12 protein-coding genes are annotated in these 13,722 nt (G+C 37.0%); 7 read left to right on the top strand and 5 right to left on the bottom strand.

Annotated elements, in window-relative coordinates:
- The first annotated feature begins 104 nt into the window (after nucleotides 1-104).
- From ACR1PO_RS08315 to ACR1PO_RS08330, 4 genes are all read left to right on the top strand, one after another.
- Nucleotides 105-674: a cob(I)yrinic acid a,c-diamide adenosyltransferase gene (locus ACR1PO_RS08315; RefSeq protein ID WP_034699206.1), complete on the top strand. Its 570-nt coding sequence runs from the start codon at nucleotides 105-107 to the stop codon at nucleotides 672-674.
- A complete protein-coding gene (locus ACR1PO_RS08320; protein WP_433986460.1) occupies nucleotides 664-1,293 on the top strand; it encodes a thiamine diphosphokinase in 630 nt (209 codons plus the stop codon). The genes ACR1PO_RS08315 and ACR1PO_RS08320 overlap by 11 nt, the downstream gene beginning before the upstream one ends.
- 91 nt (nucleotides 1,294-1,384) lie before the next feature.
- The gene (locus tag ACR1PO_RS08325) at nucleotides 1,385-2,260 is read left to right on the top strand and encodes a tyrosine-protein phosphatase (protein ID WP_433986461.1); all 876 of its coding nucleotides are present in this window, start codon (nucleotides 1,385-1,387) and stop codon (nucleotides 2,258-2,260) included.
- 122 nt (nucleotides 2,261-2,382) lie between these two features.
- The gene (locus ACR1PO_RS08330; protein WP_142724824.1) at nucleotides 2,383-3,777 is read left to right on the top strand and encodes a type III PLP-dependent enzyme domain-containing protein; all 1,395 of its coding nucleotides are present in this window, start codon (nucleotides 2,383-2,385) and stop codon (nucleotides 3,775-3,777) included.
- Between the two features lie 113 nt (nucleotides 3,778-3,890).
- On the opposite strand, the gene ACR1PO_RS08335 is transcribed toward ACR1PO_RS08330, so the two are convergent.
- Nucleotides 3,891-4,550 (bottom strand): HAD family hydrolase, encoded by a 660-nt coding sequence (locus ACR1PO_RS08335; protein WP_433986462.1) that lies wholly within the window; start codon nucleotides 4,548-4,550, stop codon nucleotides 3,891-3,893.
- A gap of 184 nt (nucleotides 4,551-4,734) precedes the next feature.
- Here ACR1PO_RS08335 and speB point away from each other — a divergent pair, with 184 nt between their 5' ends.
- The 3 genes from speB to ACR1PO_RS08350 all read left to right on the top strand — a co-directional run bounded on the left by speB (nucleotide 4,735) and on the right by ACR1PO_RS08350 (nucleotide 7,499).
- On the top strand, nucleotides 4,735-5,592 hold the full coding sequence (speB, locus tag ACR1PO_RS08340) for an agmatinase (RefSeq protein ID WP_002977181.1): 858 nt from the start codon (nucleotides 4,735-4,737) through the stop codon (nucleotides 5,590-5,592).
- A gap of 69 nt (nucleotides 5,593-5,661) precedes the next feature.
- Nucleotides 5,662-6,504 (top strand): bifunctional helix-turn-helix domain-containing protein/methylated-DNA--[protein]-cysteine S-methyltransferase, encoded by an 843-nt coding sequence (locus tag ACR1PO_RS08345; protein WP_332385101.1) that lies wholly within the window; start codon nucleotides 5,662-5,664, stop codon nucleotides 6,502-6,504.
- A 386-nt stretch (nucleotides 6,505-6,890) separates the two neighbouring features.
- Entirely contained in the window at nucleotides 6,891-7,499 is a 609-nt protein-coding gene (locus ACR1PO_RS08350; RefSeq protein WP_433986512.1) for an alpha-ketoglutarate-dependent dioxygenase AlkB family protein, read from the top strand.
- A 235-nt stretch (nucleotides 7,500-7,734) separates the two neighbouring features.
- Here ACR1PO_RS08350 and ACR1PO_RS08355 read toward each other — a convergent pair whose 3' ends face one another.
- The 4 genes from ACR1PO_RS08355 to ACR1PO_RS08370 form a co-directional block, all read right to left on the bottom strand.
- Entirely contained in the window at nucleotides 7,735-9,594 is a 1,860-nt protein-coding gene (locus tag ACR1PO_RS08355) for a CocE/NonD family hydrolase (RefSeq protein ID WP_433986463.1), read from the bottom strand.
- 234 nt (nucleotides 9,595-9,828) lie between these two features.
- Nucleotides 9,829-12,597 (bottom strand): outer membrane beta-barrel protein, encoded by a 2,769-nt coding sequence (locus ACR1PO_RS08360; RefSeq protein WP_433986464.1) that lies wholly within the window; start codon nucleotides 12,595-12,597, stop codon nucleotides 9,829-9,831.
- Between the two features lie 96 nt (nucleotides 12,598-12,693).
- Nucleotides 12,694-13,113: an SH3 domain-containing protein gene (locus tag ACR1PO_RS08365; protein ID WP_202838807.1), complete on the bottom strand. Its 420-nt coding sequence runs from the start codon at nucleotides 13,111-13,113 to the stop codon at nucleotides 12,694-12,696.
- A gap of 6 nt (nucleotides 13,114-13,119) precedes the next feature.
- Nucleotides 13,120-13,608, bottom strand: coding sequence for a BON domain-containing protein (locus ACR1PO_RS08370; RefSeq protein WP_332385106.1), 489 nt, complete (start codon nucleotides 13,606-13,608; stop codon nucleotides 13,120-13,122).
- Nucleotides 13,609-13,722 lie beyond the last annotated feature (114 nt).

The following is a 13,722-nucleotide window of genomic DNA, read 5'->3' on the forward strand; positions in this document are numbered from 1 at the left end:
TTAACTGACATTAATTTCTAATGTCAGTTTTATTTTTTCAGACAGGATGAAAGCTATACTGCATTTTACTTTTTACATTGTATAAAAAAAGGTATTTTAGTACTATGAAAATTTACACAAAGACAGGAGATAAAGGTCAGACTGCATTGTACGGCGGAACGAGGGTTTCCAAAGCCAGTGCCAGAGTAGACAGTTATGGAAATATAGATGAACTGAATTCATTTATCGGAATTGCAAAAAGCCATATTGAAGATGAAGAAGTATTGAGGCAACTGAAAAAGATCCAGTTTGATTTATTTACAGTAGGTTCAGAAGCCGCAACACCGGTAGATAAACTGATGCTGGCCAACGGGAAATCACGTCTTCCGATCATCATTTCAGAGACAGAAATTGAAGAACTTGAACAATGGATGGATGCTTTCGATGAAAAGCTGGAACCGCTTCAATATTTTATTCTTCCCGGAGGAGGAAAATCCGCCACTTTTTTACATGCGGCAAGAACAATCTGCAGAAGAGCGGAACGTTCATTGGTTTTCCTGAATGAATCAGAAGAAGTACGTCCTGAACTGATTAAATATTTAAACAGGCTTTCAGATTATCTTTTCGTGCTGGCAAGATATATTTCAAAACTGAACAACGAACCGGAAGAATACTGGAACCCGAATGAAAGATAAAGCATTACTTTTCATCAACGGAGATGCCCCCAAATCATTGCCCGATCTGAATAATTATGGATTGATAGCCTGTACAGACGGCGCTTTTCATTATTTGAAAAGAATGGGATTTCCCATGGACAGGCTGGATTTTATATCCGGGGATTTCGACTCACATTCCGGTTCTGATGAAAATATTTATGACGAAAAATTTATCCATACTCCGGATCAGAATCAAACCGATTTTTACAAAGCTTTGGATATCATCCTAGAAAGAGGCGTAAAAAAAGCCGATATTTTGGGCGGAAGCGGGGGAGAGCAGGATCATTTTCTGGGAAATCTTACGGTTGCCTATGCTTTCAAAGAGCGTATGGAGCTGAAGTTTTATGATGAATATTCAGAATATTATTTTATTCCTAAAAGCTTTAAAGTGGAAGGGGTACAAAATAAAATGATTTCCTTATATCCTTTTCCTATAGCGGAAAATATTACGACAAAAGGCTTGAACTGGCCGTTGGAAAATGAAAATTTATCCATTATTTCAAGGATTGGAACCCGGAATTTTGCTGTCGAAAACGAAGTTGTTATCGGATATGAAAAAGGAGATCTGTTGATCTTTATAGGAACAGATTATTTATAATGACCGGATTTGTTGTTCTGTTATAAGGAAGAGTAACAGCGACCGGAGGAATCAGAAAAATTTATCAACGGCTTTAGCCAAAATCTAACATTTGAATACATTAGTCAGAATATCAGTTTTCACCATTTCATTATGCTGCATTTTATCCTGTAAAACACAGCATTTTGAAACTCCGGAATATGGAAAAAATGAAACTGAAAAAGTGATCCGCCTTAAGAAAGTAACCAATTTCCGGACTGTAGGAAATATCAAAAATACGGAAGGAAGAACATTAAAAGAAGGAAAGCTGTACAGGAGTGCCCATCTTCATAAGCTTAAAAAGAAATCTTTTGACCGTTTTGATGAATTGGGCATCAGAGAAGTTATTGATCTCAGGAATTCAAAGGAAATCGCTCAGAAACCTGATCAGATTCCTGCAGAAAACACATATAAGAAATATTCAGCGTTTGAAGATGAAGGCGATCAGCTTGCCCAGGCGAAAAAACTGGTCCTTAAAGGTAGAGTGAACGCTTCTGATGCTGATAAAAGAATGATTGGTTTTTACCGTGAGTACGTTACAGAAAGCCCGGAAACTATAAAAACAATTATCACCGAGGTGCTGGAATCCAAAGACCCCGTTCTTTACCACTGTACTGCCGGTAAGGACAGAACCGGGATTATTACAGCGCTGATCCTCACGATTCTGAAATTTGATAAAGAAACTATTTACAACGATTATCTTTTATCCAACAATTACAGGAAAGACCTTGTTCAGAAAAGACTCCGCCTTGCGAACAGGTTACATTTCCTCTATCCGAAGATGGATTTACAGGTGCTGGAGAAACTGAGCTGGGTTGAAAAAAGATACCTTGATGCTGCTTTTGAAGGGATCAATAAAAAGTATGGCTCTACAGATGCTTATATTCAGCAGGTATTGGGAATTTCAGATACCAAAAGAAATGAATATATTCAGAAGTTTACCTATTGATTATCAGAAGTAAATTTTTCTAAGATCCAATATTGGGTGCTAATTTAAAATTATAATAATTTTAACACCTAAAAATGAAACTTTTTTAGCAATTTTGCATTTCTTAATTCACTTGTTTAGAAATGAAAATAAAGTACTCGGAACTTATTGATCAGACATTATATTTTCCTACGGAGGAATTTAATGTTTCTGAGAACAATTTGTTGTTTCACGATATTCCTTTGATGGATGTTGTTGAACAATTTGGCACCCCGCTAAAGATTAGCTACCTGCCGAGAATTTCTCAAAATATTCAGAAAGCGAAAGGCTGGTTTAAAGAAGCTTTTGAGAAAACCGAATATAAAAAGAATTATACCTACTGTTACTGTACCAAATCCAGTCATTTCAATTTCGTATTGGAAGAAGCTCTGAAGAATGATATTTCCATAGAAACATCATCTGCTTATGATATGGATATTGTAAAATCTCTTTATGAAAAAGGTAAGGTAGATAAGAATATTGAAGTGATCTGTAATGGTTTTAAAACCGATGATTATCTGGCTAAAATATCAGATATGATTAATAACGGATTTGAAAATATTACCCCGATTCTTGATAATTACAGAGAGCTGGATAAGCTTACAGAAAGTATTGATTCTACTTTTGATATCGGAATCAGAATTGCATCGGAGGAAGAACCAAAGTTCGAATTCTATACTTCAAGATTAGGGATCGGATATAAAGATATTATTCCGTATTACAGCCAGAAAATTGCAGAACATCCGAATGCAAGACTGAAAATGCTTCATTTCTTTATCAACACAGGGATTAAGGATACAGCCTATTACTGGAACGAATTGTATAAATGTCTTCGTGTATATGCACGTCTGAAGAAAATTGCTCCTGAAGTGGATTCTCTGAACATCGGAGGTGGTTTCCCAATCAAAACATCTTTGAACTTCGATTACGATTATCAGTACATGGTAGAAGAGATCGTTTCCCAGATTAAGAAATTCTGTGAAGAAGAAGGAGTAGAGGAACCTAATATCTATACTGAGTTCGGAAGCTTTACCGTAGGGGAAAGTGGAGCAAACCTTTATAAAATCATTTCTCAGAAACGTCAGAACGACAGAGAAAAATGGAATATGATTGATTCTTCTTTCATGACCACTCTTCCGGATACATGGGCCATCTCAAGACATTTTATCATGCTTCCGCTTAATCGTTGGGAAGATACTTATGAAAGAGTATTCTTAGGAGGACTCACTTGTGATTCCGATGATTATTACAATTCTGAACAGCATACGAATGCGATTTATCTGCCGGTTTTCAGTGATACAAAACCTTTGTATATCGGGTTCTTCCATACCGGAGCGTATCAGGAAACTATCGGTGGATACGGTGGAGTGCACCACTGCCTGATGCCTCAGCCGAGACACGTCCTGATTCAGAAAGATGAAAACGGTGAATTACAGTACGAAATTTTCCGTGAAAAACAGGAACCGGAAGATGTATTGAAGCTTCTTGGGTATAAATAATTTTATGATCAATAGAAATGGGTTTTAGCCCATTACATCAATAGAAAAGTCCATTGGCTTTAGCCAAAACTTATACAAAACAAAAGCTCTCAGTTTTTCTGAGGGCTTTTTATTTAAAAATATTTTGAAACTTTATCCAGTTCTAATTCCTCATAATCAGAAACTACCGTGTCTGCCAAAGTGTAATCCTGGTTCTTTGAATGCGGGCTTCTGTATGCCGCACAGAAAATTTTAGCACGGTGTGCAGCAAGAATTCCATTCGTGGAATCTTCAATCACCATACAGTTTTCAACAGGTTCTCCAGCCATTTCTGCAGCCAGAAGAAAAACTTCAGGATGAGGTTTTGATTCCTTTAAATCTGCCCCGCTGATCTTCCCGCTGAAATAAGGCTCCAGTCCGAATTTCTCAAAAACCATATTGATCGTTACCATTGTAGCAGAAGACGCCAGAATAAGTTTTATCCCATTCTCATGATAATGCTCGATCAGTTTTCTTACTCCCGGAATTAAGTCAAACTCGTCGTCATTGTAAAAATAATCCTTGAAATGAGATCTTTTGATTCCTGCGATTGTTTCGTAAGTCTGATCTAAATTAAATACACTGATCAATGTTTCAGAAACTCTTTTGGTAGAAGCTCCGGTAAAAGAGGTATACAGTTCTTCAGAAACTGCAATTTCCAGTTCTTCAAATGTTTTGAAATAGGCTTTTCTATGCAATGGTTCAGTGTCTACTATGACACCATCCATATCGAAGAGAACAGCTTTTAAAGGCATATCAGGAGTTTTATACAAAAATAACTTTTAAAATTTAAACATTAAAGGATTTAAAATTTAAAAATCAGGATAAGGTTAAAAATTCATAACAAACCGTTCATTACTTATAACTCAGGTACTATTTTGTATCTTTGCGGAATCGTTTAATCTTTCAATCATTTAATTTTTTAATTAATAATTATATATGAAAACATACGCAGGAATTCCCGAGGAAAACGCAACGTTAGAGAATTCGAAAGTAATGTTGGTAACTGTTCCTTACGATGGAACTTCAACATGGGGTAAAGGAGCTGATAAAGGTCCGGAATTATTCTTAAACGCTTCTGAAAATATGGAGCTTTATGATATCGAAACACAGACAGAACCTTACCTTCAGGGAGTTTACTTAGCAGGAGAAGTGTCTGAAAATTCTTCTCCGGAAGCAATGACGGAAGCAGTTTATCAGAAAACCAAAGAGCTTTTGAATAATGAAGGTAAATTATTTACTCTTTTTGGTGGGGAACACTCTGTTTCTATCGGTTCTATTCGTGCGGTAGGAGAAAAATTTGAAAATTTAACGGTTCTGCAATTAGATGCCCACACAGATTTACGTCCTGAGTTTCACGGTTCTACTTCAAACCATGCTTGTGCGGTTTTTGAAGCTAACCAGAAACATAATCTAGTACAGGTGGGAATCCGTTCTATGGATGCTGAGGAAGCACAATACTTGCCGGAAGGAAGAGTATTCTTTGCTCACGAAATCGCGAACAATGAGAACTGGATCAATGATGTATTGGAGAAAGTATCAGGAAATGTTTATATCACGATTGATTTGGATGCTTTCGATCCTTCTATTGCTCCATCTACTGGGACTCCTGAGCCAGGTGGGTTACAATGGTATCCAACGCTTGAACTATTGAGAAAAGTATTTGAAAAATGTAACGTTGTAGCATTTGATATTGTAGAGTTAATGGATTCTCCAATGGCTAAGCCAACTGCTTTCTTATCTGCGAAGTTATATTACAAAATGCTTGCTTACTACGATATTTATAACAACAACTAATATTCCGCAAGAATCGGATTTTTTCTGCCGTATATTCTTTGGAAATTTGTGAGGTAAAATCATAATACAATGTCCACACAAAGTCAGATAGATTATAACAGAATTGCCAAAGCGATAGAGTATATCCGGAGCAATTTCAGGCTTCAGCCAAGTTTGGAGGAAGTGGCAGAGAATATTCACTTAAGTCCGGCCCATTTTCAGAAGATCTTTACAGATTGGGCAGGAACAAGTCCGAAAAAATTTTTACAGTTCATCAGCCTGGAACATGCTAAAAATTTATTGAAGGAAGAAAAAGCAAGTTTGTTTGATACCGCCTATGAGACAGGACTTTCAAGCACCAGCAGGCTTCATGACCTGTTTGTGAAGATAGAAGGAATGTCTCCGGCAGAATATAAAAACGGAGGAAAAAGCCTTAATATTCATTACAGTTTTTCCGAAAGTCCTTTTGGAAATATCTTAGTAGCTTCTACAGAAAAAGGAATCTGCTATATGGCTTTTGAAGACGATAAAGAAAAAGCATTCGGGGAACTGAAGCAAAAGTTCCCTAATGCTTCTTTTATTGAGCAGCAGGATGCCCTTCAGAAGAATGCCATGTCTATATTTGATAAAGACTGGACCCAACTCAATACCATAAAATTACACTTAAAAGGAACCGATTTTCAGCTGAAAGTCTGGGAAAGCTTATTGACGATTCCTATGGGTAAACTTTCTACGTATGGCAGCCTGGCTGAAAAAATAGGAAATCCTAAGGCATCCAGAGCTGTGGGAACAGCCATTGGAAGTAACCCGGTTGCATTCCTGATACCTTGTCACCGTGTAATTCAGTCTACCGGACACCTCGGCGGTTACCGATGGGGAAGTGAAAGAAAACAACTTATTGTAGGCTGGGAAGGTTCACAGATGTACTCGTAATATATTTTTACCACAAAAGACACAAAAGGATTTTTGAGAGATGGATAATAAGATTAAAAATTATCTGTCATAAAGTTCACAACAAGAAAATCAAAGATATTCGAAGGCTTTAGTATACTTTTAAGTATGAATCTTGTTAGTTAAATAGCAATGTATTATAACTTTTGTGATTTTTTCGGTTGAATAATATTGAGCCTTAAGTTTTGGCTAAAGCCAATGGATTAACTCTCTTTTTATTAAACGGACTTTAGTCCGTTTCTATTGATACAAAAATTACGGTGTGATTTGTGAAAATATTGGTGGTATTTGTGTTTAATTATTAAGATCATAAATACATTTTACATTGTACCTTTACAAAATAAAGCATTTAAATTAAAAAAACGATGATGAGTCTCTTTGAAGAAATATCAGATTATCCCCTCAACATACTTCCGCATGATGGAACCGTTCATTATTATGGGAAGGTTTTCTCAAAAGAAAAATCCGATTTTTATTATGATTATCTGCTCAATCAGATTCCATGGGAGAATGATGAAGCCGTAATCTTTGGGAAACTGATTTTAACCAAAAGAAAAGTAGCCTGGTTTGGAGAAAAAGCTTTTGAATATACCTATTCGAAAAGAACAAAATATGCCAGATTCTGGACTCCCGAATTACTGGAACTGAAGAAAAAATGTGAGGAAGTTTCAGGTGAAACTTACAATTCTTGTTTGCTTAATTTATACCATGACGGAAGTGAAGGAATGGCCTACCACAGCGATGGTGAAACAGATCTGAAGAAACATGGGGCAATTGCTTCTCTGACCTTTGGAGCAGAAAGGAAATTTTTATTTAAACATAAAACAACCAAAGAAAAAGTTGAAATATTTCTGGAAAACGGCAGTCTGCTGATTATGAAAGGAACCACCCAGGATCATTGGCTTCACAGGCTTCCACCCACTACAAAAGTGAAAACCCCCAGAGTAAACCTGACCTTCAGAACCATTGAAGAGTAGTTGTTAAGAGAAATTTTATCCATAACATCTGTAACTCCGTAGAGTCTCAAATGGCGCTCATCTAATGGCAAACCGATTATGCAGATTTAGAGGATCACGCTTATCATTCCATCAGTAGAAGCGGGCTTTAGCCCGCCTGAATAAAAATAATAATTCATCCGGCTTTAGCCAAAGCCTAAAAATAAACTTCAGGCCCTCAAAAACAAAAAGCTGTTCGTCTGAACAGCTTTTCAATTTATTTTAAAACATCAGCTTCAATGGAGCTGTCATCATATACTTTGATGAATGCTTTGGTGTAATCTTCTTTGTTGGCAAAATTCGGATTATCCATAAACTTTTGCGGGTTAATGGCGAAAAGCGGAAACCAAGTACTGCTGATCTGAATCTGGATTTTATGTCCTTTTTTGAAGGTATGAACCACGTCCTGAAGCCTGAAGTTAACAGCCGTTTTCTGGCCGGGAACCAGCGCCTCTCCCTTTTCTTTCGTATTTCTGAATCTTGCAGGCATAATTTCACTTCTTACCATCTGGTGATAGTTTCCATAGATAACGCCTTCTTTCTTTTCTGCAGGCTTGAAATCTTCAGGATAAACATCAATCAGTTTTACTGCAAAATCAGCATCTGTAGATGTGGAAGCAATATTCAGTTTAGCCATGATCTCTCCGGCAAAAGTGATATCTTCAGTAAGTACATCTGTTGTGAACGTTAATACATCAGGTCTTCCGACAGCAAACCTCTGGTCTTCTGACATATAATTCCTTGGAGTGAAACCATTGAAATCTTTTAAGTGATCAGAGCTTAAAACAGGATTGTTCGGGTCACTGTAATATTCGGAATATCCTTGCCCTGATGATTTTTTTAAGGTTTTATCCGCCAGATAGAAATTCACTTTCTGAGCATTTTTAGGAGGGTAAGAAGCAAATTCTTTCCATTCTTTAGCTCCGGTGTCATACATCAGCGCTTCAGGAAGTCCTGCATCCTCTTTGGTATTGCCTTTCAGGTAGTGGTTGAAGAATTTAGTTTCAATATTTTTCTGATAATATGTTGCAATGCTGTCGCCAAAATAGGTTTCACTATGGAAATGTTTTCCCTGTTCCTGAGACCAGCCGCCATGAGAGAATGGTCCCATTACGATGGTGTTTTTAGCTTTAGGGCTTGTTTTTTCGATGGTTTTATAAATGTTCAGCGGCCCGGAAAGATCTTCTGCATCAAACCATCCTCCAACAGTCATTACAGCATGATTGATGTTTTTTAAGTGGGGAAGAAGCCCTCTTTTCTGCCAGAATTCATCATAGTTGGGATGATTCATAATTTCTGTCATGAAGAAGTTATTCTTATAATACTTTTCATACCCGTCTTTCAGGGTACCCATTTCTCTGTAAAATTTCAAACCATCCTCAGAAGTCTGCTTGATGAAAGAATCCATATACCAGGCCTGCTTTTCCGGTTGTGTTTTTTGAACACCAAAAACGGGAAATGTTCTGAAATAGCCCAGCATAAATCTTCCGTTGTGAAGGAAATCATCATTCCAGAAATCAGAAATTGGTGCCTGCGGAGAAGAGGCTACCAAAGCCGGGTGCTGTGACAACGTTCCTACAGCAGTATAAAATCCGGGATATGATGTTCCAAACTGGCCTACTTTACCATTGTTATCCTTCACATTTTTCAAAAGCCATTCGATGGTGTCATAAGTATCCGTACTTTCATCAACATCTTTTTTCGTTTTACGCTCTACCTGTGGTGTCATATTGGTAAAAGTGCCTTCACTCATATATCTTCCGCGTACATCCTGGTACACAAAAATATACTTGTCTTTCATAAGATACGTGTTGGGGCCTACCTTTGTTTTATATTCAGTTTCTCCGTAAGGGGCAATGCTGTAGCAGGTTCTCTGCATCAGGAACGGATATTTGTTCTTGTTCGATATATCTTTCGGGATATACACCGCAGTGAAAAGTTTCACTCCATCACGCATTGGAATATAAAATTCTTTCTTGGTGAAATTGTCTTTAACGAAAGTATCTTTCTGTTCCGTTTTCTGAGCTTTTCCAAGAATCAAAAAAAGAATACATAATACTGAAATATGGATTTTCATAAAAAAAATTTGCTGCTAATTTAAAAATAAAAACAGGTTTATTTGTAAATCTTGTTTAAAAGGTTGTTGTAAAAAAACACTCCCTCAATAATTCTTTGAATTTTCGCCACTCCTCCAAAGGAGGGGAATTTTGCGTCTCCGGTTATCACGGCATTCAGTATTGGAATTCAACATTCATAAAAATAGCCGGGAAAGATCCGGCCATTATCAAAAATTATAAAAGGATGGTGTTGCTTATTGCGTCTTTTTTCCTGCAAACTTATTCAGTTTCATGCTGACGGAGAACATGATGTACCGTTTCAGGATAAGATCTTCACGGTCTTCGAAATAAGAATCGGTGATGGTTCTTCTCACACTTTGATTTTGGTTCAAGACATCATAAATCTTCACTTTTGCCGTAAACTGTTTTTTATAGAATGAATATCCAAGGCTGGTATTCCAGAAGTAAAAATCCTTTTTAAAGCCCGGAGCAATATTGGAATTGGTATTGTATTCAAAATCGTTTCCAAATACCAGTCTCCCTTGCAGCATATAATTGGTCAGCTCCAGTTTTAAGGCTTGATTGGCTGTATTTACATTCGTTACATTGTAATTGGTATAATTTGAAAAACTGTATCCAAGTCTGTAAGAAGGTTTGATGGTCATTTTATCCTTGATTTCATAAGTAAGATTAAGCCCCGGATTAAGACTGTATGAGTTGCTGGTAAAGGCCTGTCCGTCAATAAAACCATTATTGTAAGCATACACCATGCTGAATCTCGGGTTGATGGTAAGTTTGTTGTTTTTCCACTTCAGGGTTTTACTGAATCCTCCGCCTGCGTTGATATTTTTATTTCCGCTTACGTTGCTGTAGGTAATCACCTGCTTTCCTGCGTTATCATAGGTGGAAAAATTGATGATGTCGTTATTTCTGTACGTAAAACCGATATTGAAATAGTAACTGAGGTCTTTTACTTTATTATAATTATTGAAATACAGATAAAGATTGTTGATCCACGTATTTTTCAGATCAGGGTTTCCCTGATAGGTAATCAATGGATTTGATTCATCTTTATAGGGAGTAAGCTGTTCTGCAGTAGGAATATTGAAGTTGGAGTAGTTGTAAACACTCAGAACTTTTCCTTCTCCCAGCTGATAGTAAAGATTGACATTATATTGGGGCAGTACAAAATTTTTCTGTAAATCATATTGCTGTCCGTTATAGACAGAGTTTACTTTCATGTCTGAGATGTCAAGATTCATGGAAGCCCAGAAATTCAGTTTCTTTTTATTAAGCTGGTACGTGAACTCAGGAGAAATCTGATTGATTCTTTGCTTCATATTGTTGGATAAAAGCTGATTGAATTTAGTGTAATCCCCGGTTGCATTATCAAAATCATTTACATTCCTCAAATCTCTGGCAGATCTGGTTTCATATTTTATTTCAAAACTTACACTTGAAGAATCGGAAACAGGCTCTGTATATCCGGCAGTGAAATTAAAACTGCTGTTCTGATTTTTATTCCTGGCTAACTGGTCCCTGTTGTCTGCAGTTGTTCCGCCGGACTGATAGAACGTGTTTTGGGACTGGTTCAGGTTATCTCTTTTTGATTCAGAGATGGAACTGTTTATATTCGCTGAAATCGAGCGGCCTTTTTTTCTGAATTTTCTTGAAAAATACAGATAAGGATTAAATGAATTACTTTCCGAATCATTACTTGAATACGCATTGCTTTCATTCAGAAGCTTGCCGTTATTCAAAGTAGAGGAGCGTGAATTATTAAAATTAAAGCTGCTGTTTTTTGTAAATCTTGGAGAAAGGTAGATACTGGTCATAGAATCCAGTTTGATTTTAGCTGAAGTATCAAAACTGTATTGCTTGGATTCATTTTCTCCGTTACTTTCAGAATTGGTCTGAAGCGTATAAGTAGGTAAAAGGGTAGACCTTGAAACTTTGGATCTTGTTTCCATATTGGAATCGGAATGCATCAGACTGAAAGAATCCAGATCGGCATCTTTTCCCAGTTTGTCACTGTAGTTTAACCCAATGGTTGTAGACCTTTGAATTCCTTTTGTACCGCCTCCCTGGGTGAAATAAGTCATATTTCCTACCGTTGAAAAAGATCCTCCCTGCATCATCCAGGCATTCCGGCCATTTCCCATACTGTCAAAAACCTCATCCCTAGAAAACCCCTGGGAATTGATATTATTGGAAGAAGCCAGTAAACTTATTTTAGTGTCACCTTTAAAGTAACTGGCCAGTCCGCTTGCTTCATACCGCTTATCTGATCCATAACCGACGGTAAGCCTTGTCAGTAAACCTTTATTTTTCTTTTCATCAATATTAAAGTTGATGGTGGTATTCTGAGATTTGGCTGTTTTTCCGCTTAATTCTTCCTCCTTCGTTTTGGTGGTGGTAAACTGAATATTTTTGATGATATCCGCAGGTAAGTTCTGAAGGGCAATTTTACCGTCTTTATCAAAGAAAGGTTTACCATTAATCATGATCTGGTCCACATCTTTTCCGTTTACCGTAATTTTTCCCTCATTGCTGATTTCCACACCAGGAATCTGCTTCAGAAGCTCCTCTATTTTACTGTCCGGGCGTACTTTGATCGCTGCTGCATTAAATTCAATCGTGTCTTTTTTAATTTTTACCGGGGAAACCGTAATTTTTACCTCATCGATAGCATTCACCAGACCTTGTTTCTCAAGCTGAATATCTCCCAGGGATAACGACTGATCTATTCTATCAAATTTTTTTGAATAGGAAGATAATTTGTCGGCGTCAATTTTAAGAACGGAGGGTTCTTTCACCTCATCAATTTTCAGAGAAAATTTTCCCTCTTTATTGGTTGCTGTATAATTGACGATAGATGAATCCTTTTGTTTTAAAAGATAAACGGTAGCGTTTTCTATCGCTTTCTTTTCAGAATCTGATATTTTTCCGTCAATGTGTAGTTTTTGGGCGTGCAGAATAATGACTGTGAACATCAAAGTCAATAGCAGCAGAGTTTTCTTCATTAGTTTTTTTTTCAGAGCCGTAAAAATATAAAAACATCCCAAAGCTGGGATGTTTCTAGGCTTTTTTTGTGAAAATTTATTATTTTTTAATAAAAATTATGCTCTTAAATATCTTGAATAAGCATATCCTTCCTGGCCATCTGCATTTTTCACTTTCCACCAGTCATCAGAAGTCTGCTCAATAAGCGTTACAGAAGAACCTTTTGCAGCTTTACCTACAACGGCAGCTTCAGTAGAAGGCTCCTGTCTGATATTAAGGTTAGATTCTTCAGTAGCCACGGTTAAAGAAGCTCCAGCAGCAAGACCTGCAACCTGCACATCAATATTGATATCTGAAGCAGAATAAGTAGAATCAATAGCTCCTAAAGCATTCCATACGGCATCTTTAGCTGCAGTATTGGAAGCATTTCCGGAAACATAAAGAATCCCGTCCTGCTCCTGAACCTGAAGATTGGAAATCCCTGCAGACTGTGCTGCTGAAACTACGCTTGAATATTTATCTTGTAATTCGCTCATCTTTAATTATTTTACGATTAGGTTGTTGTTATACTTTCCGATTTTCAAAGCATCTACAGATTCTTTGATTTTTCTTGCCTGTAAGCTGGAAACATTTCCTGTAAGCGTAAGCTGCCCGTTTACAACTTCTACTTTTACAGAAGGGAAATCTTTTACCGCATCCTGAACTTTTTTCTGAACAGCAGGATCTACAGCAGATGCCGTTTCAACCGGTGCTGCAGGTGCAGGAGCTGCTACTGTAGACATATCCATTACGTCTTTTACTCCGTTGATTGCTTTTAATTTTGCAATCATCGCGTCTTTAGACTGTTGATCTGCGAAAGTACCGCTTAAGTGTGCCACACCTTCTTTTACTTCAACAGAAGCATTGGGATTAGAAGTTACTATAGTTGTAGCCTGAGTCTGAAGGTCGGCATCAGAAACTTTCTTTTTACAAGAAATAGCACCGAAAGATACAGCTACAGCTAATGCAGCCATTGCAATAGTTTTTTTCATATTGTATATTTATTTAATGTTGTTATACACTCAAATGTAATAATAAAATTTGTACCAAAAGAATAAAAATTCAATAAATGTTTCTTAATTTTTTTACAAGATTTTCTAAACCAG

The sequence above is a fragment of the Chryseobacterium amylolyticum genome, assembly GCF_051011775.1.
In the GTDB taxonomy this organism is placed as follows: Bacteria; Bacteroidota; Bacteroidia; order Flavobacteriales; family Weeksellaceae; genus Chryseobacterium.

Coding starts and splice junctions, on each gene's coding strand:
- ACR1PO_RS08315 (WP_034699206.1), top strand. CDS start 105: ATGAAAATTTACACAAAGACAGGAGATAAAGGTCAGACTGCATTGTAC.
- ACR1PO_RS08320 (WP_433986460.1), top strand. CDS start 664: ATGAAAGATAAAGCATTACTTTTCATCAACGGAGATGCCCCCAAATCA.
- ACR1PO_RS08330 (WP_142724824.1), top strand. CDS start 2,383: ATGAAAATAAAGTACTCGGAACTTATTGATCAGACATTATATTTTCCT.
- ACR1PO_RS08335 (WP_433986462.1), bottom strand. CDS start 4,550: ATGCCTTTAAAAGCTGTTCTCTTCGATATGGATGGTGTCATAGTAGAC.
- speB (WP_002977181.1), top strand. CDS start 4,735: ATGAAAACATACGCAGGAATTCCCGAGGAAAACGCAACGTTAGAGAAT.
- ACR1PO_RS08345 (WP_332385101.1), top strand. CDS start 5,662: ATGTCCACACAAAGTCAGATAGATTATAACAGAATTGCCAAAGCGATA.
- ACR1PO_RS08350 (WP_433986512.1), top strand. CDS start 6,891: ATGAGTCTCTTTGAAGAAATATCAGATTATCCCCTCAACATACTTCCG.
- ACR1PO_RS08355 (WP_433986463.1), bottom strand. CDS start 9,594: ATGAAAATCCATATTTCAGTATTATGTATTCTTTTTTTGATTCTTGGA.
- ACR1PO_RS08360 (WP_433986464.1), bottom strand. CDS start 12,597: ATGAAGAAAACTCTGCTGCTATTGACTTTGATGTTCACAGTCATTATT.
- ACR1PO_RS08365 (WP_202838807.1), bottom strand. CDS start 13,113: ATGAGCGAATTACAAGATAAATATTCAAGCGTAGTTTCAGCAGCACAG.
- ACR1PO_RS08370 (WP_332385106.1), bottom strand. CDS start 13,608: ATGAAAAAAACTATTGCAATGGCTGCATTAGCTGTAGCTGTATCTTTC.